Annotated in this window: 24 protein-coding genes and 1 pseudogene; 11 read left to right on the top strand and 14 right to left on the bottom strand. The window is 47.7% G+C overall.

Translation table 11 applies throughout. The features are described from left to right. Nucleotides 1-4: 4 nt before the first annotated feature. The 5 genes from Q0323_RS09120 to Q0323_RS09100 all read left to right on the top strand — a co-directional run bounded on the left by Q0323_RS09120 (nucleotide 5) and on the right by Q0323_RS09100 (nucleotide 1,894). Nucleotides 5-604, top strand: coding sequence for a single-stranded DNA-binding protein (locus Q0323_RS09120; RefSeq protein WP_177387886.1), 600 nt, complete (start codon nucleotides 5-7; stop codon nucleotides 602-604). Between the two features lie 13 nt (nucleotides 605-617). Beyond that, nucleotides 618-878 (top strand): 30S ribosomal protein S18, encoded by a 261-nt coding sequence (gene rpsR / locus Q0323_RS09115; protein WP_295151385.1) that lies wholly within the window; start codon nucleotides 618-620, stop codon nucleotides 876-878. A gap of 114 nt (nucleotides 879-992) precedes the next feature. After that, nucleotides 993-1,295 (top strand): hypothetical protein, encoded by a 303-nt coding sequence (locus tag Q0323_RS09110; RefSeq protein WP_298053746.1) that lies wholly within the window; start codon nucleotides 993-995, stop codon nucleotides 1,293-1,295. Nucleotides 1,296-1,397: 102 nt separating this feature from the next. Next, nucleotides 1,398-1,523 (top strand): hypothetical protein, encoded by a 126-nt coding sequence (locus Q0323_RS09105; protein ID WP_298053743.1) that lies wholly within the window; start codon nucleotides 1,398-1,400, stop codon nucleotides 1,521-1,523. 71 nt (nucleotides 1,524-1,594) lie between these two features. After that, complete coding sequence (locus tag Q0323_RS09100) at nucleotides 1,595-1,894, top strand: hypothetical protein (RefSeq protein ID WP_298053741.1); 300 nt, start codon at nucleotides 1,595-1,597, stop codon at nucleotides 1,892-1,894. A 327-nt stretch (nucleotides 1,895-2,221) separates the two neighbouring features. Here the strand turns inward: Q0323_RS09100 and Q0323_RS09095 are convergent, their stop codons facing one another. The 6 genes and pseudogenes from Q0323_RS09095 to hemW form a co-directional block, all read right to left on the bottom strand. Further along, the gene (locus Q0323_RS09095) at nucleotides 2,222-2,674 is read right to left on the bottom strand and encodes a hypothetical protein (protein WP_298053738.1); all 453 of its coding nucleotides are present in this window, start codon (nucleotides 2,672-2,674) and stop codon (nucleotides 2,222-2,224) included. A 39-nt stretch (nucleotides 2,675-2,713) separates the two neighbouring features. After that, nucleotides 2,714-3,751: a hypothetical protein gene (locus tag Q0323_RS09090; protein ID WP_298053733.1), complete on the bottom strand. Its 1,038-nt coding sequence runs from the start codon at nucleotides 3,749-3,751 to the stop codon at nucleotides 2,714-2,716. Then, nucleotides 3,748-4,767, bottom strand: a complete 1,020-nt coding sequence (queA, locus tag Q0323_RS09085; RefSeq protein WP_298053731.1) for a tRNA preQ1(34) S-adenosylmethionine ribosyltransferase-isomerase QueA — start codon at nucleotides 4,765-4,767, stop codon at nucleotides 3,748-3,750. The genes Q0323_RS09090 and queA overlap by 4 nt, the downstream gene beginning before the upstream one ends. Nucleotide 4,768: 1 nt before the next feature. After that, nucleotides 4,769-5,524, bottom strand: coding sequence for a twin-arginine translocase subunit TatC (gene tatC / locus Q0323_RS09080; RefSeq protein ID WP_297926387.1), 756 nt, complete (start codon nucleotides 5,522-5,524; stop codon nucleotides 4,769-4,771). A 462-nt stretch (nucleotides 5,525-5,986) separates the two neighbouring features. Further along, nucleotides 5,987-6,256, bottom strand: a pseudogene (gene tatB, locus Q0323_RS09075) (Sec-independent protein translocase protein TatB); the annotation flags it as partial. A 57-nt stretch (nucleotides 6,257-6,313) separates the two neighbouring features. Continuing rightward, complete coding sequence (gene hemW, locus Q0323_RS09070; RefSeq protein WP_298053727.1) at nucleotides 6,314-7,387, bottom strand: radical SAM family heme chaperone HemW; 1,074 nt, start codon at nucleotides 7,385-7,387, stop codon at nucleotides 6,314-6,316. Between the two features lie 136 nt (nucleotides 7,388-7,523). Between hemW and Q0323_RS09065 the strand changes: the two genes are divergently transcribed. Genes Q0323_RS09065 through folP form a run of 5 tightly spaced genes read left to right on the top strand, consistent with a single transcriptional unit; the run spans nucleotide 7,524 to nucleotide 11,488 of the window. Continuing rightward, nucleotides 7,524-7,994: an RNA pyrophosphohydrolase gene (locus tag Q0323_RS09065; protein WP_005873256.1), complete on the top strand. Its 471-nt coding sequence runs from the start codon at nucleotides 7,524-7,526 to the stop codon at nucleotides 7,992-7,994. Next, nucleotides 7,994-9,199, top strand: a complete 1,206-nt coding sequence (locus tag Q0323_RS09060; RefSeq protein WP_298053724.1) for an aspartate kinase — start codon at nucleotides 7,994-7,996, stop codon at nucleotides 9,197-9,199. Before Q0323_RS09065 ends, Q0323_RS09060 begins: the two co-directional genes overlap by 1 nt. Next, nucleotides 9,199-9,732, top strand: coding sequence for a HobA family DNA replication regulator (locus Q0323_RS09055; RefSeq protein ID WP_005873254.1), 534 nt, complete (start codon nucleotides 9,199-9,201; stop codon nucleotides 9,730-9,732). Before Q0323_RS09060 ends, Q0323_RS09055 begins: the two co-directional genes overlap by 1 nt. Next, nucleotides 9,729-10,349 carry a DNA polymerase III subunit delta' gene (locus Q0323_RS09050; RefSeq protein ID WP_298053722.1) on the top strand — a complete coding sequence of 207 codons (621 nt, stop codon included), beginning with the start codon at nucleotides 9,729-9,731 and terminating at the stop codon, nucleotides 10,347-10,349. The genes Q0323_RS09055 and Q0323_RS09050 overlap by 4 nt, the downstream gene beginning before the upstream one ends. Beyond that, entirely contained in the window at nucleotides 10,346-11,488 is a 1,143-nt protein-coding gene (gene folP / locus Q0323_RS09045) for a dihydropteroate synthase (protein WP_298053719.1), read from the top strand. Before Q0323_RS09050 ends, folP begins: the two co-directional genes overlap by 4 nt. 299 nt (nucleotides 11,489-11,787) lie before the next feature. On the opposite strand, the gene Q0323_RS09040 is transcribed toward folP, so the two are convergent. Then, nucleotides 11,788-12,549, bottom strand: a complete 762-nt coding sequence (locus Q0323_RS09040) for a hypothetical protein (RefSeq protein ID WP_298053717.1) — start codon at nucleotides 12,547-12,549, stop codon at nucleotides 11,788-11,790. Nucleotides 12,550-12,907: 358 nt separating this feature from the next. After that, on the bottom strand, nucleotides 12,908-13,966 hold the full coding sequence (locus tag Q0323_RS09035; RefSeq protein ID WP_298053715.1) for a hypothetical protein: 1,059 nt from the start codon (nucleotides 13,964-13,966) through the stop codon (nucleotides 12,908-12,910). A gap of 196 nt (nucleotides 13,967-14,162) precedes the next feature. Between Q0323_RS09035 and Q0323_RS09030 the strand changes: the two genes are divergently transcribed. Then, nucleotides 14,163-15,026 carry a DUF2314 domain-containing protein gene (locus Q0323_RS09030; RefSeq protein ID WP_298053712.1) on the top strand — a complete coding sequence of 288 codons (864 nt, stop codon included), beginning with the start codon at nucleotides 14,163-14,165 and terminating at the stop codon, nucleotides 15,024-15,026. Nucleotides 15,027-15,498: 472 nt separating this feature from the next. Here the strand turns inward: Q0323_RS09030 and Q0323_RS09025 are convergent, their stop codons facing one another. From Q0323_RS09025 to Q0323_RS09000, 6 genes are all read right to left on the bottom strand, one after another. Beyond that, nucleotides 15,499-16,893, bottom strand: a complete 1,395-nt coding sequence (locus Q0323_RS09025; protein WP_298053708.1) for a cytochrome C — start codon at nucleotides 16,891-16,893, stop codon at nucleotides 15,499-15,501. A gap of 262 nt (nucleotides 16,894-17,155) precedes the next feature. Further along, the gene (locus tag Q0323_RS09020; protein ID WP_005873246.1) at nucleotides 17,156-17,722 is read right to left on the bottom strand and encodes an AAA family ATPase; all 567 of its coding nucleotides are present in this window, start codon (nucleotides 17,720-17,722) and stop codon (nucleotides 17,156-17,158) included. A 9-nt stretch (nucleotides 17,723-17,731) separates the two neighbouring features. Further along, nucleotides 17,732-18,409: an LrgB family protein gene (locus Q0323_RS09015; RefSeq protein ID WP_298053707.1), complete on the bottom strand. Its 678-nt coding sequence runs from the start codon at nucleotides 18,407-18,409 to the stop codon at nucleotides 17,732-17,734. A gap of 11 nt (nucleotides 18,410-18,420) precedes the next feature. Beyond that, a complete protein-coding gene (locus Q0323_RS09010; protein ID WP_298053706.1) occupies nucleotides 18,421-18,879 on the bottom strand; it encodes a CidA/LrgA family protein in 459 nt (152 codons plus the stop codon). 492 nt (nucleotides 18,880-19,371) lie between these two features. After that, nucleotides 19,372-19,746, bottom strand: a complete 375-nt coding sequence (locus Q0323_RS09005; protein ID WP_298053703.1) for a hypothetical protein — start codon at nucleotides 19,744-19,746, stop codon at nucleotides 19,372-19,374. Between the two features lie 15 nt (nucleotides 19,747-19,761). Then, nucleotides 19,762-20,001 carry a hypothetical protein gene (locus Q0323_RS09000; RefSeq protein WP_298053701.1) on the bottom strand — a complete coding sequence of 80 codons (240 nt, stop codon included), beginning with the start codon at nucleotides 19,999-20,001 and terminating at the stop codon, nucleotides 19,762-19,764. Between the last annotated feature and the right edge of the window lie 798 nt (nucleotides 20,002-20,799).

The following is a 20,799-nucleotide window of genomic DNA, read 5'->3' as shown; positions in this document are numbered from 1 at the left end:
AAATATGTTCAATAAAGTAGTTTTGGTAGGTAATTTGACCCGAGATATCGAGCTTAGATATCTGCAAACGGGCACCGCCGTAGGTAAAACCGGCATCGCCGTCACGCGCAGATACAATAGCTCAAACGGCGAGAAACGCGAAGAGACATGCTTTATAGACATAGATTTTTTCGGTCGCACGGCCGAAATCGCAAATCAATACTTGCGAAAAGGCAGTAAAATTTTGATCGAAGGCCGCTTAAAGCTAGATCAGTGGCAAGATCAGAACGGACAGAACCGAAGCAAGCACTCCATCAGCGTAGATACGATGGAGATGCTAGGAAGCAATCAAGGTGGAAGCGGCGGCTATAATCAAGGCGGCAATTACGAGGGCGGCAATTATGGCGGAAGCTCCGGCGGCTACGGCGGAGGAAATTCTAACTATAGCGGCGGTAATTACGGCGGTGGAAATAGCTATGCTAATAGACAAAACTCAAATTCTAGAGGTGCAAAAAACGATTATAACGCGCCTAAACAAAAAGAGCAGAGTTACGAAAGCACGATTCCGGAAGTCGACGTCGATGCCGATAAATACGATGACGGCAACGACACGATCCCATTTTAATTAAGGAAAAACCATGGCAGATAAGAGAAAATATACTAGAAAGTATTGCAAATTTACGGAAGCAAAGATCGAATTTATCGATTATAAGGACACGGCGCTGCTAAAGCACTGCCTAAGCGAGCGCTTTAAGATTATGCCGCGTCGCCTAACTGGCACCAGCAAAAAATACCAAGAGATGGTGGAAAAGGCTATCAAGCGTGCGCGCCAAGCAGCCCTTATACCTTACATCGTCGATCGCAAAGACGTGGTCGTAAATCCATTCGAAAATCTTTAAATTTTAGCGGCGTAAAGCCGCTAAAATCTTCTCATTTTAAATTCTAATTTTTTAAATTTTAAGCTCGCTCTTATATATATATAATTTCACCCATATTTTTTCAAAGGAGAAATTATGGAAGAGAATGAACAAGAGGAATATTTGGAATGTCCTTTTTGCGGCAAAGATGACATCAAATACGGTGCGGTCGTATGTAGCGGATGCCAGGCGGAGATCTCTTATAGTAGAGCATGGTTCTTGAAATTTTTAATAGGCGTGGTATGTCTTGTTTTTGGAATACGTGTCCTTATAAGAGCTGGTTTTATAATTCAAGATGTTTTTCTTATCTCTATCGGTACGATTTTAGTTTTATATTCTTTTGCGCTAGCAAGAGATCATAGCCCGGAATTTCATAGGACTATGGAACATGTCGAATAGCCTTGCATATTTTTCATCGCCCAATCTATGGTTAAATTCTGAAACTCTCCGATTGAATTTATAATCGGAGATTCTCGCTATTTAAATTTTTAAAGGTTGCTTATGGACTTTTTATTAGGTCTCATTATTGCGGCGGCTACTTCACTTGAAGGGCTTGCTATAGCGATTTTAATCGCTGCCGCTATGGTTATTTTCAGCGCTTTTAATGCCACGATTGCTTTTCCGTAGGATATATAGTATTTTGTATCGCGACCTGGTTATTATATGTAATTATTATATGCAATACGAATAATAGATTTATGATAATTACGTCTCTTGCGGTAAGTTTGACTCTGGGGTATTTAGCGGCTGATGCTGTTTATAAAAGTGAGCAGGCAAAAGATGCCGAGCACGAAGTGCAGAAGCAACAAAATATGACGCAGCAAGATAAAGTCTATTATATCCAGCGAAGTTTGATGTTTAGCGGCTACGGCGTGACGATCGACGGTAAATGGGGCAAAAAAACTATGCAAGCGTCACAGAAATATTCGGGCTCGTCCGCAACCTCGATCGACGAACTTTATGAAGCCGTCAAGGCTAAAAAAGAGGGTAAAAGATAAAATTTAAATCGCGAGCCGAGCCTCGCACCAAATTCTTAAATTTACTAGCTTTATATACGTCTTATCGGGCGTGCTTCAAAACAGATTGTGCCGTTTGTAAAATTTCTTAAGTCCGCTTGGGGCGTAAATTTTAAAAATGGGGCTTGAGCGTTTTTGAGATAAGCGGACGAAATAAACTTGCTTGTGCGCGGACTATGTTAAATTTAATAAATTTAGCTGCAAGGCGCGACGGAATTTACGCTGTTTGCGGCTTGCAAGCGGGATAAATTTAAGGGTGCGATCTTTACGGGCAAAATTTTATGCGCTACCGATGAGGTGCGCGGTTTTCTATGAAAGTTTAAATTTCTTATGCTCAAAGTGGTATTTTTTCTGCGAAATCGCGTTAAATTTAAGGCTATCTATCCTGGAAAAATTAACGGCGTATTCCTTCAGACAGGCAAGGATGAAAGAGAAGCGGTAATTGCCATTTTCGTAAAATATCTCGCTCGTTATTATTTCGCCGGGCGCCGCGTCGCATCTTTGATCCGAGCTCATAACGCATTTTAGTTCATAATATCCATTTTGCAAATCTCCGATGTAAAATTTCAAATGCAACTTTTCATTAATTTGCTTTTTGGGTAGCAATAGCGCATCGTTGAAGTTTATGCCCGCAAAAATTCTTTTTAGCGTATGCATATTTTTATGCAGCCCTGCTAAATACGCCTCGTATCGCCGCTGCCTTAAGGCATATTCGCTATCGTTTATATTGCCCTTGATCCAATCTAAGTCAAAATATAGCACTTCAATCTCTTCGGTTTTAAATTTATCGCCACCTGTTCGCTACAGCCCCAAGAAATTCTCATCATTTTTGATCTTTTCGATGAGATCAAGCGTGGCATAAAACTCATCGTAGAAATATGGCATCTCGAGTTTGAAAAATTTAAAGCTTAGCCCCTCCAGCACCTTGAGCGAGTGTTTGTTTTTAAGCAAAAATATAAAAAATACCCCGTCTTTTTCCAGCGCGTTGAGGTAGTTTATTTCGCTTATATTGGCGCGTAGGATCTCGGCGTCAAGGATGACGACATCGGCTACGTAGATGAAGTCGTTTAGGTGCCTCTTTGCGCTCTCCCAGTTGGAGTTTGGCATCACGTCGCAACCAAGCCCGCTCAAAAAATCTCGCAGCTCCTCGAAGATCGCGCGGTTTTTATGCGTGATGATGACGTTGTAGTCGTATTTTTTGGCGCTAAAGCTCTGCTGCGCGAAGCAGCTAAGCACGGCATCCATTTTGATAAAGGTTCCGCGCCCGTCGGCTCCAATACTTGGATGCGAACCGAGTGCACGCAAATGGGTCTGCGCCGAAGTAAGATACTCATCATCCGTGCTAGCGGCGCTTTCTAGTGCACTTTTAAACGCATAGGTGCGCGGATCCTTTAGCTCGCGATCGATACCTACTCGCACGTCGAGCTTGATAGAGCTCATATTCGCTCTAAGTTCCTTGCTACTAAATTCCACGCTTACGCGGATTGGCTCAGCGATATTTTGTAGAAAAAACTCGCACGCATCAAAGACTGCGCTAGTGAGATTTAGCACCTCGCCGCCGTAGATACGCGGTAGCTGCGGCGGGAAGCTAAGATAGAGCGTGCTATCGTATTTCGTGCATTCCTCAAATAAAATTTCGCTTTGAAATTTTAAAATTTTTAAAATATCGATCTGCGCGATATCCTCGCGTCTAGGCACGACGGAATCGCTTTCTTTGGCTTTAGGCGCAGCGGAGAAAATTTTACCGCTTGCAGCGGGCTTTTTAGCAAAAAGTTTTCTTGCCGCAAAGCCTACCGTCGTAGCCAATATTGCTAGCGCGCCTAAAACCACGGCTTTCATAGCACAAGCATCCCATCGCCATAGGAGTAGAAGCGGTATCTTTGCTCCACTGCGATGCGGTAGAGCTCAAGCGTGCGCTCAAGGCCGATGAAGCTCGCCACGAGCATTATCAGCGTGGATTTGGGCAGGTGAAAGTTCGTAAGCAAAAAATTCTGTCTTATCGGCGGATTGCCCGGGTGCAAAAACAGCTCGCAGATCCCGCTGTTTTGCCCGTTGCGTGCAAAATTTTCGATCGTTCTCGTAACGGTCGTACCCACGCCTAAAATTTTTCGCTCGCTTTTTAAAATTTGCGCGGTCTGCGGCGGGATAGAGTAGAGCTCACCGTGCATTTTGTGATCGCGCAGATCCGCTACTTCCACGGGCTTGAAGGTGCCTGCGCCCACGTGTAGCGTGATAAAATAAATTTCGTGGTTTTTGCGCAGATCGTTTAGCATCGCATCGTTAAAATGAAGGCTCGCGGTAGGTGCAGCGACGGCGCCTTGTTCGCGCGCGAAGATGCTTTGATACCAGCTCTCGTCCTGCTTGGTATCGGCGCGCTTGATATACGGCGGCAGCGGCACGTGGCCGATACGTTCGCAAATTTCAAAAACATCATGGGTGTTTAAAGCTTCGCCGCCGCGCTCAAACTGCACGATGCGAAGCCCACCTTCCATAAGCTCACAAACGCGCGCATTAAGACCGCTTTGAAATTTTAATTCGCTGCCTACTTTGACGCTGCCGCGAATATAGGCACTAAATTTATTGCCCTCAAGCGGCGAATTTAGCAGAAGCTCGATCTTGCCGCCGCTATTTTTGTGACCGAATAGGCGCGCCTTAATCACTCGCGTGTCGTTGAAAATAATATCGCAGGGCGGCAGGGCGTCCGCCAGATCGCCGAAGTGCGCGTGCGTGATCTGCTCCTTGGCGCGGTCGTAGATCAGCAGGCGCGCGCTTTGTTTGGGCATGACGGGAGCGCTTGCGATGAGCTCGCTAGGAAGCTCGTAATCGTAGCTGCCAACTAAATTTAGATCCGCCATCTCACGCCTGCGCTACGTCCGTGGAATTTTCGCTTTCGTCATCCTCCTGCTTATACGGATTTATCATTTTGGCGATGAAGATTGAAAGCAGATAAAGCGCAATTAGCGGAGTTGCGAGCATAAACTGACTAAGCACGTCTGGCGGCGTCATGACCGCTGCAAAGATGAAAATAATAACGATTGCGTAGCGGAAAAAATCGCTCAGGCTTTTGTTTGTCACAAGCCCGATCTTGGCGAGAAAAAAGGTCACCACCGGAAGCTCGAAGCTGATGCCGAATGCGACGACGAGCTTAGCGAAAAAGCCTACATATTCGCCGATCGTAGGCATCGCAGTAAATTGCTTGGCGCCAAAATTTACCAAGAAATTAAATGCGACGGGGATTACGAAAAAATAGCAAAACGCCGCGCCTAAAAAGAACATAATGCTCGCGCCGCTAACGAAAGGGATGACGTATTTTTTCTCGTTGTCGTAAAGCCCAGGCGCTACGAAAAGCCACACCTGCCAGAAAATTATCGGCATTGCTAGAAGTAACGAGGTGAAAAACGACACCTTCATCGCAGTAAAAAAGGTCTCGCCAAGCTGGGTAAAGATGATCTCGCTGCCTTTGGGAAGTACGCGCACTAGCGGGCGGGTCATAAAGCCTAAAATATCCTCCCAAAAGCCGAAGCACGCGATAAAAAGGACGATGACGGACAGAACGCAGATAACTAGGCGCTTGCGAAGCTCGGCTAGATGGGGTTTTAGCTCTTCAAACATTAAATTTCTCTCTCATTATGATTTTTGCGTATCGTTATTTTGCGCGGAATTTTGCATAGAATTTTGCGCATCGCCGTTTAAATTTGCATTTTGCGTACCGCTTTTCGCTTCGCCATTCGCATTTGTATTTTGTGCAGAATTTTCCGCGCCGCCGCTTGCGCTCGGCATAGAATTTTCGCCTTTGTTTTCGGCACTCGAATTCGCGCTTTTACTTTCAGCGCCGGAATTTGTTGCGCTGCCGGCGGAGCCTTGCGTAGAGTTTGCGGCGCCAGCGGAGTTTTGCGCGGAATTTTCTCCGCCCGAATTTGACTTTAAATTTGCCGTCCCATTTTGTTTTTGTGCCGAGACTTTCGCGGAGTTTAACACGTCTTTGGCGGCGTCCGAGCTAAGCGTTTCTTTAAGCGAGCTTTCCGCGTCTTTTAGCCCCGCATTTAGCGTCTCTTTGACCGAGTCTATGCCGCCTTTTATCTCGTCGAGCTCCTCAAACGTGAGCTTTTTGCGCACGCCCTCACTTGCTTGTGTGATACTCTCTTTATATTTTTTGGCGTCCTCTTTGAGCTCGGCGATGCGAAGCTCCTGATCGAAGCTCGATTTTGCGTCGTTGATCGTTTTTTTGATAACTTTGAAGTATTTAGCGAGCTCGACCAGCACTTTTGGAAGCTTTTCGGGCCCCAGCACGATTATCGCGATGATTAAAATGACCGTAATTTCAGGCATACTGATACCAAACATAAAATTTCCTAACGTAAAAAGTGGCGTATTGTAACTAAAATTTCATTAATCTTAAATTTAGCGCCCGCGGCGGCTTTCTTGCGTGATAAAAAGCGCGATCTCGTCGGCGAGCAAAAAGTTGGGATTATAAAATTTGTCCTCGCCGAATTTCAGCTTTTTTTCGCGCACGAGCAGCTGCGCGTTGCTTAGCTCCGCTGCGTCTAAAATTTGCGCCTCGAGCCCCAAAACGCAGCGCAGCCCGAGAAATATGCGCTCAAGCTTTTTATCCTGCGCGCTTAGAGCTTCACGCTGTTTTTGCAGCGGATCTGCGATGTAGTCTCGCAAATTTTTAGGCGAGCTGAGGCGCACCTGCCCGCTTGTGCCCACGGCAAACGCTCCGAATCCAGCGTAATCCTCGCCGCGCCAGTAAGCGAGATTGTGCTTACAGCGCAGTCCGCGCGCGGCAAAATTTGAAATTTCATACTGGCTAAGGCCGCTATCCGCCGCAAGAGCAAAAAGAAATTTAGCTAGAGCCGCGCTTTCCTTTTTAAAGCTTTCACGCCCGAAAAAGGGCGTATTTTCCTCAAGGCTTAGCGCATAAGCGCTTAGATGCGGCACTTCGCAGCGCGCAAGCTCGGCCATTTCAAATTTTAAATTCCTTTTATCATCAAATTTGCTCGCATAGATTAGGTCTAAGTTTATATTATCAAAGCCCGCTGCTTTGGCATTTTGCACCGCGAGAAAAATCTGCGCCGCACTGTGCGCTCGACCGAGGAGCTTTAGCTTGGCGTCGTTGAAGCTCTGCGCGCCGAAGCTGATGCGATTTACGCCGAGCTTTCGCATCGCCCTAAGCCAAGCGGGGCTGGCGGAGTTTGGGTTGGCTTCCGAGCTGATTTCGGCTCGGGCGGTAAAACGCGGCGCAAGCAGCGCAAAAATTTCGTCGTAAAGTCCCGCATCTGCGGCGCTTGGCGTGCCTCCGCCGATAAAAAGCGTCGAAATTTTCGCTTGCGGATTTTTTGCCAAAAAGTCGCGCACCTCAAGCGCTAGCGCGCGAAAGTAGCTTTTTGCGAGGCTAAACTTATCGCTGAAGGAGCCAAAGGCGCAATACGGGCATTTGGAGGTGCAAAACGGCACGTGTATGTAGATGTGCAAGGGCGGTCCTATGGGCTAAATTTACGTCGCAAAATTTAGCGAATTAATTTGAAAATTTATATAAATTTTAAGCCTCTTAACGCAAATTTTAATATTTTTAGGTAGAATTTTGAGAAATTTTTTGTGAGAAAACGAGATGGAAAAAGAGAAAAATTACAGACCAAATGTCGCTGCAATCGTACTTTCGCCCTCGTATCCGTTTAATTGCGAAATTTTAATCGCGCAACGAAGCGACATCAAAGGCGCTTGGCAGTTTCCTCAAGGCGGTATCGACGATGGTGAGACGCCTAAGATGGCGATCCGCAGAGAGCTGGGTGAGGAGATCGGAACAAGCAAAGTCGATATCATCGCTGAGTGCCCGAAGTGGCTCAGCTACGACTTTCCCGATGGAGTAGCTCAAAAGATGCGCCCATACGACGGGCAAATTCAAAGGTATTTTTTGGTGAGATTGCGAAGCTTAGCCGATATAAACATCAATACTAAACTTCCGGAGTTCGACGCATTTAAATTCGTAGGCGCAAATGAGGTTTTAAGGCACGTAAATCACTTCAAAAAGCCGATTTACGCGACAGTTTTAAAATATTTTAAGGAGGAGGGTTACATTTAATGCTGATCGTTCAAAAATACGGCGGTACGAGCGTCGGTACGCTAGAGCGGATCGAGGCGGTCGCGCAGCGCGTGATAAAGACTAAAAACGAAGGGCACGATGTCGCGGTAATCGTCTCTGCGATGAGCGGCGTTACCAATCAGCTCATCGAGCAGGCGGAATTTTTTACTAAAACTCCAATAGGCAGAGAGATGGACGTGCTGCTAAGCTCTGGCGAGCGCGTTACGAGTGCACTTTTAGCTATCGCGCTAAATGCCAAGGGCTATGCTGCGATCGCGTTTAGCGGGCGAGGCGCGGGCATCGTGACGGACGAGTTTCACACCAAAGCTCGCATCGTCTCGATCGATCGAAAAAGCATGCAAGAGGCGCTAAAGCAGGGCAAAATCGTCGTCGTCGCGGGCTTTCAAGGCATCAGTACCGCAGGCGAGGTAACTACGCTCGGGCGAGGCGGAAGCGATCTTAGCGCAGTCGCCGTCGCAGGAGCACTGAATGCCGATCTGTGCGAAATTTACACCGACGTAGACGGCGTATATACAACCGATCCGCGCATTGAGCCGAAAGCTAAAAAGCTTGATCGCATCAGCTACGACGAGATGCTTGAGCTTGCGAGCTTGGGAGCGAAGGTTTTGCAAAATCGAAGCGTCGAGCTTGCGAAGAAATTAAACGTAAATTTGGTGACGCGAAGCAGTTTTAACGATCATGAAGGAACACTCATAACAGGAGAAGAAAAGATGGAAGATGCGGTAATTAGCGGCATTGCACTGGATAAAAATCAAGCAAGAATCACGATTAGAAACGTAGAGGATCGCCCCGGCGTCGCGGCTGAAATTTTCTCCGCGCTTGCGAGTAAGGAGATCAACGTCGATATGATCGTGCAAAATATCGGACGAAACGGCGAGACGAATTTGGGCTTTACCGTGCCGCAAAACGAGCTGCAGACTGCTTATGCGGTAATGAAAGAGGTAAATCCAAATCCGAATTCCATCATCGAATCGGATGCCGATATCGTAAAGGTTTCTTTGGTAGGCGTAGGTATGAAAAGCCACAGCGGCATAGCCAGTAAGGCGTTTAAGACGCTTGCGGACGAAGGGATAAATATCCAGATGATCTCCACGAGCGAGATTAAAATTTCGATGATCGTAGAGGCCAAATACGGCGAGCTCGCCGTGCGCGCGCTGCACAAAGCCTACGATTTGGATAAATAATGCAGGATCTGCACACTTGGAGCGTCACGGCGATGCGCTCCGAGCCCGGACTTGAGTGGCTCGAGGATCGCAAGGAGGACTGGACGCCGCTTTTAGCATCAAAGCTAAAATTCCTCCACGACGGCTTTGCTTTCATCGTCATCTGCGACGATGAGCGAAGCTGGTTTAGCGAATACATCATCAAAAAGATCAACTCCTCTACCAACTCCCGCCCGCTGCTGCCGTTTTTTTCGCTGCGCTCGCTCTACCGTGGCGGCGTAAATAGCCTCGAGGACGCGCTGCTGCTAAACGATATGCTAAGCCTCGCGTTTGCCAACGGCTTTATATATTTTTACATCGGCAACGGCAACCATCCGTTAGCCAAAATCGCCAAAAGCCACGAGGATAGCTATCTGTGGCTCATCGACGAGAGGCTGCAAAACAGCTTTTACATGAGCGAGAGCGATCCGAGCTTGGATCTCAAACTGATCCAACTTTTTAAAATTTTAGACAAAAGCATCGACGCCGTGCTTTTTGACGAAGTGGTGCTTTGAAAATCATAAATCAGATCGTTTTAACGGGCGATTATGAGGGCTTTAAAGATAAAATTTTAGCCGAAATTCCGCGCAAAAATTTAAGGTTTTTCGAAAGCGTCGAGCTTAAGATCGACGAGACGCGAAAGATCATTGACGAAGCCTACGTCGCCGAGCGCGAGGATAAGATCATCGTCATCGCCGCTACGAAATTCGGCGAGGAGGCGCAAAACGCTCTGCTTAAAATTTTAGAGGAGCCGCCTAAAAACACGGTGTTTTTCCTGATCACCCCTTTCATCAACGCCCTGCTGCCCACCATCCGCTCGCGTCTGATCGTACAAAACCTCTGCGTGCGAAAGCCCAGATACCGCACCGGGCTAAACTTAACCAGGCTAAGCCTAAAGGAAGCGGTGGAGTTTATCGACGCGCAGATCGCGCTGGAGCGCAAGGGCGAGCTGGACAAAACGGCGCTAAAAGCGCTCATCGGCGAGATCGCGCTAGAATGCTTCGAAGCAGGCGTTAGGCTAAGCGGCGATGAGCTGCAGCGGATCGACCGCTTAAGCTACCTCGCCGAGCACAACGCCAAAGCCCACGCCGTGCTTACTCCGTTACTGTTGATGATCGAGGAGAAAAGATGAAAATTTATAAAATTTCAAACGAGGCCGATTTTGCGCTGATTTGCGAGCGCATCGGCGTGCGAAATGCAGGACGGGCGATAATGCAGAAAAAATCGCGCCTAAACTTTTTCTATCTAAAAGATCTGCGAGCGCCCGCAGCAAATATTTTAAAACAAGACGCCCTTAGTATCGGCGCCGAGCTTGCGTGCAACGAAGGAGTGATCCTAGGGCGCGACGATACGGATGCGGTTTTGATCGCAAACGACCGTCAGATCGAAGTTTTGGCGCAAAAAGAAGCGCTGCAGGATTTCGGGCTAAAAGAGCTCGCGAAATTTCTAGGCAAGAAATTTGCTAAGCCGCAAAGCTGCGAAATAATGGGCGTCGTCAATATCAACTCCGATAGCTTCAACCCCGCAAGCCGCGCGGCAAACCTAAAAGAGGCGACCAATAAGATCGAAAAGATGATTGAGCAAGGCGCCGCTATCATCGATATAGGCGGCGTGAGCTCGCGCCCGGGCAGCCAGTACTGCGGCAGGGATGAGGAGTTTGCGCGCATAAAGGATGTCGTGAGCGAAATTTACCGTCTGCGTCTACACGAAAAGGCTAAATTTAGCCTCGATAGCTTCGATGAGTATTGTTTGGAATTTGCGCTAGATCGGGGCTTTAGCATCATCAACGATATCAGCGCAAATCTCGCTCTTGCCCCGCTTGCGCTTCGCTATGACGCCGCTTACGTGCTGATGCATATGCAAGGAAAGCCGCAAAATATGCAGCTTGCGCCAAAATATGACGATCTGATGGGCGAGATAGATGAGTTTTTTGCGCAAAATCTGCAGCAGCTGCGAAGCGCGGGGCTTAAAAAGATCATCCTTGACGTGGGCATCGGCTTTGGCAAGACCGCCGAGCAAAATTTGGTACTGATTAAAAATTTGCAGCATTTTTTGCACTTCGGCTGCCCGCTGCTCGTGGGCGCGAGCAGAAAGAGCGTTATCGATTTTTACAGCCCCTCTGCAGTCGCGGACAGGCTCGCAGGCTCGCTGTATCTGCACCAGATCGCCGCTTTAAACGGCGCTGCGATCATCCGCACGCACGACGTTTCCCCGCATATTCAAATGCTACGGCTAATGCGCGCGATGGACGCCGCTGCGGTAAAATTTTAAAATTTTGCGGAATTTTCACGAAATTCCATATTTTTCACGAGATTTTTGTAAATTTGCCTTATGCGGAATTTTAAAATTTCTCAAGGAAATATTTTAATTCTTTTAAAATTTTGCGAAAGAGCTTTTGCGGAATTTTATCCGCATTTTATTTTGCGCCTAAGCTTTTGCGTGCTTGCTTACCTAAACTTTATAAAAATTTATAAAATTTCGCTCGATTTATGAGGCGCGTCAAAACAGCGAAGTAAAGAGGGATAAATTCTGGCGACGATTTGCACGGATTATTTGCTGCGCGAGCCGAATTATTTCATTTTTGGGCGAAACGAGCGCTTTACGTCAAAGCCCTTGCTAGCGATTTTTATATCATTTGGTATCGTGCCTGCCGGAGCAGAGGCGTCCTTTTTGGCGGATAAAAACTCGACTAGGCTTTGCCAGACAAAGTCGGCATCCAGATAAAACCCCATCGCGTTAAGCTGTGGATTTATCGCCGCGGTGTGAATGTTCTGTGTGAGCTTAAAAAATACGATAGGTGCGCTCAAAATTTCATCTTTGCTTATAATTTTATCGTCGCGAACAATATTTTTTAGTGTCGTTTTGCGGTCGCCCTCTAGCGCCACGAGCTGCAGAATCTCCTCGCGCGTAGCCTGTTCGCCGACCTTGTTTAGCCACGAGATGATATGGGCGCGAAATCCATCGCTAAAGCTCAAAGTTCTGTCTTCCCAATACTGCCTTCTTAGCTCCGTCTCGTCAAACTCTAGGCTTGTGTAAATTTTATCCTGAGAGGCGAAAATATGGACTAAATTTTTGCCGATGAAAATCACGGAGTGAAGCAGACGCGGCAGTTTATTTACGTCCGTTTTGCTCCAGTTTATAAATTTACCGCGGATAAAGCGGTACCCGCTAAGCTTCCTTTCAAACTCCTTTTTATCGCCCTCGTCAAGCCTCCATAGCTCGTCCGCACTGACTGGAGTAGAGTTTCTGCGGTCATAGACCAAAGTCTCGTCAAGCCCGTATTTTGACACCATAAAATCGTAATTATCTTTAAATTTCGAGATAATTTTCATGTTCGTTCTCTAAAATTTTATCTTTCAAAAGCTTCCTAATCGGCGCGCTTTGTACTGAAACCGAAGCAAAATTTTATCATCGCAAATTCGCACTGCGAACCTCGCAAATTTTACTGCTAAATCGCCAAAATTTATATCGCAAGCTCACAGCTCGCTCAATTTTACCGCGTGTCGGCGAAATGGTAAAACCGAACGAAAAGCGTGCGGCGCGGCAAATTTTAAATTTATTTTACGCGGCAACGTAGAATTTTAAAATTTATTTTCTGCAATGGCGCAAAATTTCAAATTTATCTGCCGCAAAAACGGAAGCCGCTACCGCTTAAGTCGCAAATTTTAATAGCGGTAAAAACCAAAGTCGCTACCGCTTAAAGTCGTGAATTTGTATATTCGCGCCATATTTTTTGCAAAGCTCGCTTACTTTTTCTTTCAGCTTTTCCTCGTCGTAGCAGATGAGATCGATATATGCGTGTCTTTGCCCGGTTGCGCCGCCGATTATCTCCAGAAACGAGCCGCAACCTTCCAGCTCCTCGTCCTCGATCTTGTTTCTCAGATCAAAGCCCGCCTGCATGTCGCCGCCGTTATCGATACTAAGAAAGCAAAATTTGATGCCGAGCTCGAAAGCTTCATTGTAGATGTCGCGCTTGCCGCCTAGGTACTCGCCTATGAGATTTCGTAGGCAGGTGGTGCCCACGATCACGTCCTCGCGCACCTCGCTTCCGCGCGGTTCCATCTTGTAGCTGAAAAAATTCTTCAGCGGTTCGCGCGCGGCTTTTTCGCCGAATTTCTCATCGATCAGATCGGCAAATTCGCTTAGCGGCACGCCGTTTTCCTGCGGCTGGGACAGCACTTCAAGTATGCCCAAAGTGTTAATGACCGTCGTCTCGCCGATGATATTATCAAGTAGGATGAAACTTAGATTGCCCGCCTTGTTCTCATCCTGCGCGAGCAGAGCCGCTAGGTTTTCGTTGTAAATTTTAATATCCACGTCGCTTTCGTTAAACTGTGCGTAGATCATCGACTCCTCGGCGTTTACGCGCGTGCCGTACATCTCAAGTCCGCCGATGCCTCGCGGCGCGCGCGGCTTTCCGAGCGTGCAGCGCATTTTGGATTCGAGCTGCTTGGGCATAGCGTTTTTGATAAAGCTTAGCCAAAATAGGCGGTGCCACATACCCTCGGGAGTTAGCACCAAATCAAGCTTATCGCCCGCAAGCCCCGTCATAAAATAGGGCTCCGCAAGGCAGATGCGAAGCTTCTCGTCGGTCTTTCGCATCGCCTTTTCAAACTCCTCCGCCGCCAAATCGGCCTTGATCTCATCTATCGCGCCGCTAAATTCCGCCCAAAATTTATCCACTCTGCCGGCAAAAGTGCTTGGAATTTGCGCCTTTTCAGCTTTTTTGCTCAAACCGAATAGCCCCATAATCTCTCCTTTAATTAAATTTAAACGCAATTATAGCTTAATTTTTGCAGACGCGGAGCGCAAGCTGTAAAACCGCCCCGCTCTTCTGCGCTCCGATATACGGTCCGCGAGGTGAAATTTTACTGCCATTTTAATCAGGCAAATGAAAGTAAATTTAAAATACAATACAAATCTCAACTAAATTTAAGGAGAGCAAATGGGACTGTTTAAAAAACTATTCGGCGGCGATGACGCGAGCTGCGAGGGCAAAGGCTCCTGCGAGCGCGCCGCACGCGATCTTGAAGGCGGCTGCGAAGGAAAAGGTAGCGCAGACGGCGCGCCCGTGTTTTACGCGGACGGCGAAGATGAGGCGATGCTAAAGGCATTCGAACAGGCGCGAAAGAGCTTTCGCTACTTCTGGCGCGAGCTGTACTGGGAGCGCCTCCGCATGGTCCCCGCGCTTAGCTTTGCCTGCGTCAAGGTCGCCTTTTCGCAGGAGCTAAACGGCAGCACCGAGGTCGAGCATATGTGGGTAAACGACGTGTATTTTGACGGCGAGCGCGTTTGCGGCGTGCTCGTAAACGACCCGAACGTGCTAAGCAACGTCAAAAACGGCGAGCAAGTCTCGGTACCGCTAGAGCAGATCAGCGACTGGATGTTTGCGATAGAGGGCAAGACCTACGGCGGCTTTAGCGTGCAGGCGATGCGCAAAGCTATGAGCCAGAGCGAGCGCGCCGAGCACGACGAGGCGTGGGGGCTAAATTTCGGCGATCCTGACGTCGTGCTGGTGGCGTACGAACAACAGGAGCATCCGCAAAATTTAACCGAGCACCCGATGAGCGTCAATACGAAGAAAAATTTCGAGGAGTTTTTGCGCGGGTATCCGGACGAGATCACGCGCACGGACGATGAGGGCTACACTATGCTGCACTACGAGGCGATCGCGGGCAATCTGACGAGGCTCGAGCTTTTGCTTGCTAAGGGTGCGGATAAAAACGCTAAAAATATCCACGGCAAAACTGCGCTTGATTATGCTAGAGCGCTCGGCTGGGATCACGTCGCGGAGGCACTTAGTAAGTAGGCGGCGCAAATTTCTCGCTTGGAATTTAGCTTTTGCCGTTTGTGAAATTTAGCGACGGGTCTATGGCGATAAATTTGGCTGCGTGCGAGATGAAAATTTTACTATCGCTAGATATGCCGGATACCGTTGCGGGCATTGTTTAAATTTCGTCGCTTGTAAATTCTGTTTGCCGCCGAATACGTCCGATATAGCACGGTAGGCTTATTTAAAATTTGAAACTTTCAAAATTTAAGCTCGCCAGATTTATATATTTGGTTACAGTGCGAGCTGTTTTGATAAAATTTCATTAGCCGAATTTGGTTATGGCGCGAAACGCCGGCGAGGCTAAATTTTATGGCTTATAAATTTGACTAGCGCCTATTCTTTTTACCAAGGCCAAATAGCCCCATAAGCTCCGTCTTGATTAAATTTAAAGAGTACGACGCCGATTTTTGCGCAGGCTCGGGGCGCAAATTTTAAAATCCCCACGCCCTCACGTGCACTGAAAGCAGCCGCCCAAAATCTCGCATTTCTCGCAGATCTGCACGTATATGACGCCTTCGCCCTGCACCAGCTCGCCGAATGGGATCTGCGCTAGATGCTTCATCGTCCCGCCGCAGCTAGGGCAGCTCAGATACGCGGCGTCCTGCACCCACTGCGGATAGCCGCCAACCGTCGTATCAAGCTCGCTAAAGCAGCCGTAAAAGGGCGATACTTCGCCGCCTAGCTTAAATTTCATACCGCTCAGCCGCGTCATATCCTGCTGCGAAAAGTAGCTTTTCTCCATCCCTTCGCCCTCGCAGCTTAGCTCCATCTCGCCGTCTGCGCCGCGTTTGCAAAAATACATTACCGAGCCGACGCAGGTCGGGCAGCAGCGAAAGATCGCGTCGCGCTTTAAATTCAGAAACGCAAGCCGCGGCTCATCGGCCTTAAGGCGCAGCATATCGAGCATCTCGCAGCCGCAAAACTCGCACTTTTGCCCCGTAGGCCTGCCGATACGTACGGGCTCATCCGCGTTTTGGTTTGCGCCTTCGCAGCGGGCATCCTTTGTATTTTCGCTTAAATTTAAACTGCTGCTAGCGTCTTTTTGCGCGTCTGATTTGAAATTCGCGTGCTCATTCTGCAAGCTCGCGTCTTCGTCCATGCTTGCGCGAGCACTCTGTACGCCCGCGTGTAAATTTGAAATTTTATCCGCGCCGTTTTGCGCATTTTGTTCGTAATTTTCGCCGTCCGCGCCGCCTTTGAAATTTGAAATTTTACTCGCGCTTTCATCTCCGCGCCCGCTCGCGCAAACGCCGTTTTTCTCCGCGCCGTCTCTCGCGCGCACTACCGAGAGGCACTTATCAAAAACGAGCGATTTTCGCTCGCCCGCCTCGTCAAAGCTCCAGCCGCCGATTTGCGCGTAAATTTCGGTGCCTGCGTAGAGCTTTTGGCGCCACGGCTTTGGGTTTTGATACAGCTCATAAAAAAGCTGCGTCGTCTGCTCGTCGCCCTGCCACGCAAGCGCGCACAGTAGGTCGTTTAGAGTGTTTTTGGCATTGTCCTGCAGCGAGGCGAGCTTGCGGACGAGCGCGTCTCTCACGTCCTTAGGCGCGCCGAAGTAAAGCTCCGGCGGGCAGTAGATCTCCGCCGCCGCGGCGGCTCGCGCGATCCTTGGATCGTGTATGTCACGTAGGCTAAAAAGCGCCCAAAAATCGTTGTAAATCTCATCCCATTTTTCGATCTCATCGATTCGGTCCGCGATTTTTAGGATCATCGCCTCCACTTCGTCCGCGCTTAGGTTTAAAATTTCGTCCCGCCTCTGCTTTTGGCTGCATGAGTGGCAGATGCCGTCGAAATAGATCGTGTTTTCGCCGCATTTTGGGCATGGATGGGCTTTGCTTTGCATTTTATCTCCTTAAATTTGGATTTAAATTTTATCAAATTTTAGCGAAATTTTACTACTTTTTGGTGAGTAGGTGCGGTTTAGAATTTAATGTCGCATTGAACGAGAGGCTTTATAATACACCTAAATGCGTTATTTACAAGTGAAATTTAAGTTAAAAAGAGATGTAAATTTTAAATTACGATAGAAGTAGGGTGGGTTTGCGAGATAAAGTAGAATTCATCTTTTTAAAGATGAATTCTACTTTTGTGCGCTTAGGCGCAAATCACTTTTCAATGTGATGTTTGACCAGATACTCAATGATATTTACCGCATTATCGATGCCGCAATACGACGTGTCGATGCAGATATTGTAGTTTGCGGACGCGCCCCAGACTTGGTTGGTGTAGTATTGATGAAAGCTCATCCTGCCTGCATCGCTGTTTTCCATATATTCGCGCGCGTCGGTATGGCCCTCTTTTTCCAATCTAGCGAGCTTAAACTCATCGCTCGCGCGTAAAAATACCGTCAGCAGATCCGGATGTCCGCGCAAGAAAAACCCCGCGCAGCGCCCAAGCACTATAACGTTGCCGCCCGAGACGATCTTTTCGTAGATTGCTACAATACGATCGCGCTTCTGCTCATTGGCTAGCTCGTTGTGCGATATTGCCTGAAGTAGCGTATTTACGGGCATTTCGTTGTAGAACTCATACATCTGCTCGAAGCAGCCAAGCTCGTCTGCTTTGCGGAGCAGATCCGCCTTGGCTAGATAGGTGTAGCCTAAGCGCTCGGCTAGTTTGCGCGCGGTTTCGCGCCCGCCTGCGCCAGTTTGTCTAGCGATCGAGATTATCATATTTTCTCCTTAGATGAAATGTGCAAAAATACCGGCACCGATGACGGTAAGAAGTCCCGTAACCGCCATTGCTAAAGACGCCATCGCGCCTTCTACGTCACCGATCTCAAGGGCGCGCGCCGTTCCCATCGCATGGCTCGCGCAGCCTAGGGCGATACCTTTTGCCATCGCCTTTTTGATGCCAAAAATTTTAAGTAGTGCCTCGCCAAATACGCTGCCGATGATGCCCGTAGCGATGATGCAGGCTACCGTTAGTGTCACGATGCCGCCTAAGCTTTCGCTGATACCCATACCGATTGGCGCTGTGACGGATTTCGGTAGTAGCGTGACATACATTGTGTGATTTAGCCCAAATATCACCGACATCGCGTAGATGCTGCCTAGCCCTGCGATCATACCCGAAATCAGTCCTGCAAAAATAGCTAAAAAATTACTTCGCAAAAGCGCCAGCTGCTCGTATAGCGGCACAGCTAGACAGACGGTAATCGGCGTTAAGAAAAAGCTAATGTGCGAGGCGCTCGCGTTAAATTTTTCGTATGGAATTTTAAAGAGTAAAAGCACGCAGACGGTAAGCACGATACCGATTAGAAGTGGGTTGAAAATAGTTAGCTTAAAGCGCTTTTTCAGATAAAGTCCCAGCTCAAACGAGCCTAGGCACAAAAATACGCCGAAAAAAGCGGAGTTCATTAAAATTTCCCTCATTTTTTGTCGTCTCCGGATAGAATTTCGCGCTCCAACTTCGCATCCACGCCCTTTGTATTCACGCCGTCTTGTTCGTGCACGGCTGCGTAGAGTCTGCGCTTAACGCGGGCGAGGGCGATTTTATAAAAGATCTGCGTTACCGCGCCACTTGCACCGATGACTACTACTGTAGAGACTGCCGTAATCGCGATGATTGCGAAAAGATGCTGGCGTAGCGCGTCGCCTGCGATGATGATCGCAGCGCCCGCCGGGATGAAGATCACAGGCATAATCTGCATAAAAAACGACACGGTTTCTCTGATCTGCGATACTTTGATGAGTTTGAAGATCAGGGCTAAAAGCATAATGACTAGCCCATAGATGCTAGCGGGGATCGGCACAGGCACGAGCGCCGCCAAAATCTCCGCAACAAAAGATATTCCTAAAATCACACTAAATTGGATTAAGTAGTTCAAAGCTTACCTCGGATTAAAATTTAGCGCTAAATTTAGCACTTTGCAGTTAAAATAGATATTAATCTTGCGGATTTTGGGCGAAATTTTGCAGCAAAATTTAAAATTTTGATCGCAAGCAGGAGCGAGATTTCACTTCTAAAATTTCAAATTTTAATCGCTAATTTGTCGCCGCTTGAGTGAATTTTGATTGGAATTTAAAATTTTAAGCGGTTAGAATAAATTTTGATCGGAGTTTAAAATTTGGAGCTGCCAGTTAAGCCATCTGCGAGCCAGCTGCGTGAATGAAATTTTATACACAATTCTGCGCCGAACTCTGCTCTCGACTTCACGGCGCAAAAACACATCGCGTGGAGTAGCCAGGCGCACATTGGGTAGTATGAGTCGTGTGGAAGCTGTGCGAGCTGATGCAATCGTGCGGTAAATTTTAAAATTCCTGCGAGAGAGCGTTTAAATTTGAGTTAAATTTCGGCGAATAAACAAGCGCGCTTAATTTTAAAGAACGGGCAAGCGAGTGCTTAAATTACGAAGTTCGCGCCGCTCGAGTTTAAATTTCACGATCCGCGTCTCGCGGATATGGGTGCCGTCACTACTAAATTTTACGGCATCGTTAAAATTTAATGCCGCGTAAGACACGCCGCTAGCAAATTTTGCGGCGGGCGCGGTCGTATGAGCGACGGCTCGTTTTAGCCGGCTCGAAATCCACGTGTAGCAAATGACAAGTGCGGCGCGAATGCCATGCGCTGCGTATTTTAAAGGCCAAGATCGGTCGCGGCTCGCAGTACGATCAGCGTCGCAGTGCAAAGCCAAATTAAATAAAATTTCAAAAACCGATTTAGCGCCGCCCTCCGAGTAAAAAAGCGCAGGCAAATCCCGCGCGAAGCCCTATCCTAGCTCGATTTTGATGTCTAGAACCTTGCAGACTAGATCAAAAATTTCAATATCGACGTTGGGCGCGTATTCGTCCAAGACGGTGTAAACTTCGGCGCGCATATCCTCGTCATGGCCCGGGTGCGAGCGCGAATACAGCTCGTCCGTGCGCCGCACGAGCGTGAGATTATCGATATCTCGCTCGCGCATCACCTGCTTGAGCCGCTTTGAAATTTGCCATTTGAAACTTTGCATTTTCTCTCCTTTAAATTTTATTTCAGCGTTTAAAACCAAAGCCTGGATTTTGCACCATGGCAGTAAAGCTTGCCTGCGAGCTTTGGCGGCGGCAATTTTTTTCTCAAGCTTTGATAGCAATAAATCTTATCTTTGAGTTTCGATGACGCTAAATCTTGCTCGTAAGCTTTAATGAATTTATAGCGCCCCAGTTTTAGTGCGCTAGGTTTTGGCTGATCGAGCTTTCGCGCATCGAGCTCAGTCCGCGTAATTTTATTAAATTTTATGTGAAATTTCATTAAATTTAGTGCAAAATCAACATAGAAATTGCACAAATTTTGTTAAATTCTATGCAAAGTTTTATGCAAAAATTTGGCGCAAAACTTGCGCGAGTTTAGCCTTTGAAATCTCACACTTAAAATCTAACTCGCTAAATTTCATGCAAAAATTACACGAGAGATTTAAGTCGAGCCGTTCGCACGCCTTGCCATGAAATTTAAAATTTCATATGCTCACCCGCCGTGAAATTTCACGCCCGCATGCGTAGTTTATGCAGGCGCAAGTTAAATTTACAGCATCGCGATTAATTGCGCGTCGCTGGATTAAATTTTACGAGCCTTCGCGACGCGCGCCGTGAAAGATTTTGCAAGACTACGCATCGTCGTTTGCTTATAAAATTTTAATTGCACTTCGTGTATGCGCCCCGCGCCGATTGATTGCCGCAAGATTAAAATTTTACTCTCCGTGCTCGCTCGTAAATCTTACACTGCCGCACACAGCGTCATGCACCGCCGCAAGATTTTATTAGATCTGCATGCT

The sequence above is a fragment of the uncultured Campylobacter sp. genome, assembly GCF_938030145.1.
GTDB lineage: Bacteria > Campylobacterota > Campylobacteria > Campylobacterales > Campylobacteraceae > Campylobacter_B.
Note: the sequence above shows the minus strand (reverse complement) of the source record. Positions and strands in the feature narration are given on the sequence as shown.

Coding starts and splice junctions, on each gene's coding strand:
- Q0323_RS09120 (WP_177387886.1), top strand. CDS start 5: ATGTTCAATAAAGTAGTTTTGGTAGGTAATTTGACCCGAGATATCGAG.
- rpsR (WP_295151385.1), top strand. CDS start 618: ATGGCAGATAAGAGAAAATATACTAGAAAGTATTGCAAATTTACGGAA.
- Q0323_RS09110 (WP_298053746.1), top strand. CDS start 993: ATGGAAGAGAATGAACAAGAGGAATATTTGGAATGTCCTTTTTGCGGC.
- Q0323_RS09105 (WP_298053743.1), top strand. CDS start 1,398: ATGGACTTTTTATTAGGTCTCATTATTGCGGCGGCTACTTCACTTGAA.
- Q0323_RS09100 (WP_298053741.1), top strand. CDS start 1,595: ATGATAATTACGTCTCTTGCGGTAAGTTTGACTCTGGGGTATTTAGCG.
- Q0323_RS09090 (WP_298053733.1), bottom strand. CDS start 3,751: ATGAAAGCCGTGGTTTTAGGCGCGCTAGCAATATTGGCTACGACGGTA.
- queA (WP_298053731.1), bottom strand. CDS start 4,767: ATGGCGGATCTAAATTTAGTTGGCAGCTACGATTACGAGCTTCCTAGC.
- tatC (WP_297926387.1), bottom strand. CDS start 5,524: ATGTTTGAAGAGCTAAAACCCCATCTAGCCGAGCTTCGCAAGCGCCTA.
- Q0323_RS09065 (WP_005873256.1), top strand. CDS start 7,524: ATGGAAAAAGAGAAAAATTACAGACCAAATGTCGCTGCAATCGTACTT.
- Q0323_RS09060 (WP_298053724.1), top strand. CDS start 7,994: ATGCTGATCGTTCAAAAATACGGCGGTACGAGCGTCGGTACGCTAGAG.
- Q0323_RS09055 (WP_005873254.1), top strand. CDS start 9,199: ATGCAGGATCTGCACACTTGGAGCGTCACGGCGATGCGCTCCGAGCCC.
- folP (WP_298053719.1), top strand. CDS start 10,346: ATGAAAATTTATAAAATTTCAAACGAGGCCGATTTTGCGCTGATTTGC.
- Q0323_RS09040 (WP_298053717.1), bottom strand. CDS start 12,549: ATGAAAATTATCTCGAAATTTAAAGATAATTACGATTTTATGGTGTCA.
- Q0323_RS09035 (WP_298053715.1), bottom strand. CDS start 13,966: ATGGGGCTATTCGGTTTGAGCAAAAAAGCTGAAAAGGCGCAAATTCCA.
- Q0323_RS09030 (WP_298053712.1), top strand. CDS start 14,163: ATGGGACTGTTTAAAAAACTATTCGGCGGCGATGACGCGAGCTGCGAG.
- Q0323_RS09025 (WP_298053708.1), bottom strand. CDS start 16,893: ATGCAAAGCAAAGCCCATCCATGCCCAAAATGCGGCGAAAACACGATC.
- Q0323_RS09020 (WP_005873246.1), bottom strand. CDS start 17,722: ATGATAATCTCGATCGCTAGACAAACTGGCGCAGGCGGGCGCGAAACC.
- Q0323_RS09015 (WP_298053707.1), bottom strand. CDS start 18,409: ATGAACTCCGCTTTTTTCGGCGTATTTTTGTGCCTAGGCTCGTTTGAG.
- Q0323_RS09000 (WP_298053701.1), bottom strand. CDS start 20,001: ATGCAAAGTTTCAAATGGCAAATTTCAAAGCGGCTCAAGCAGGTGATG.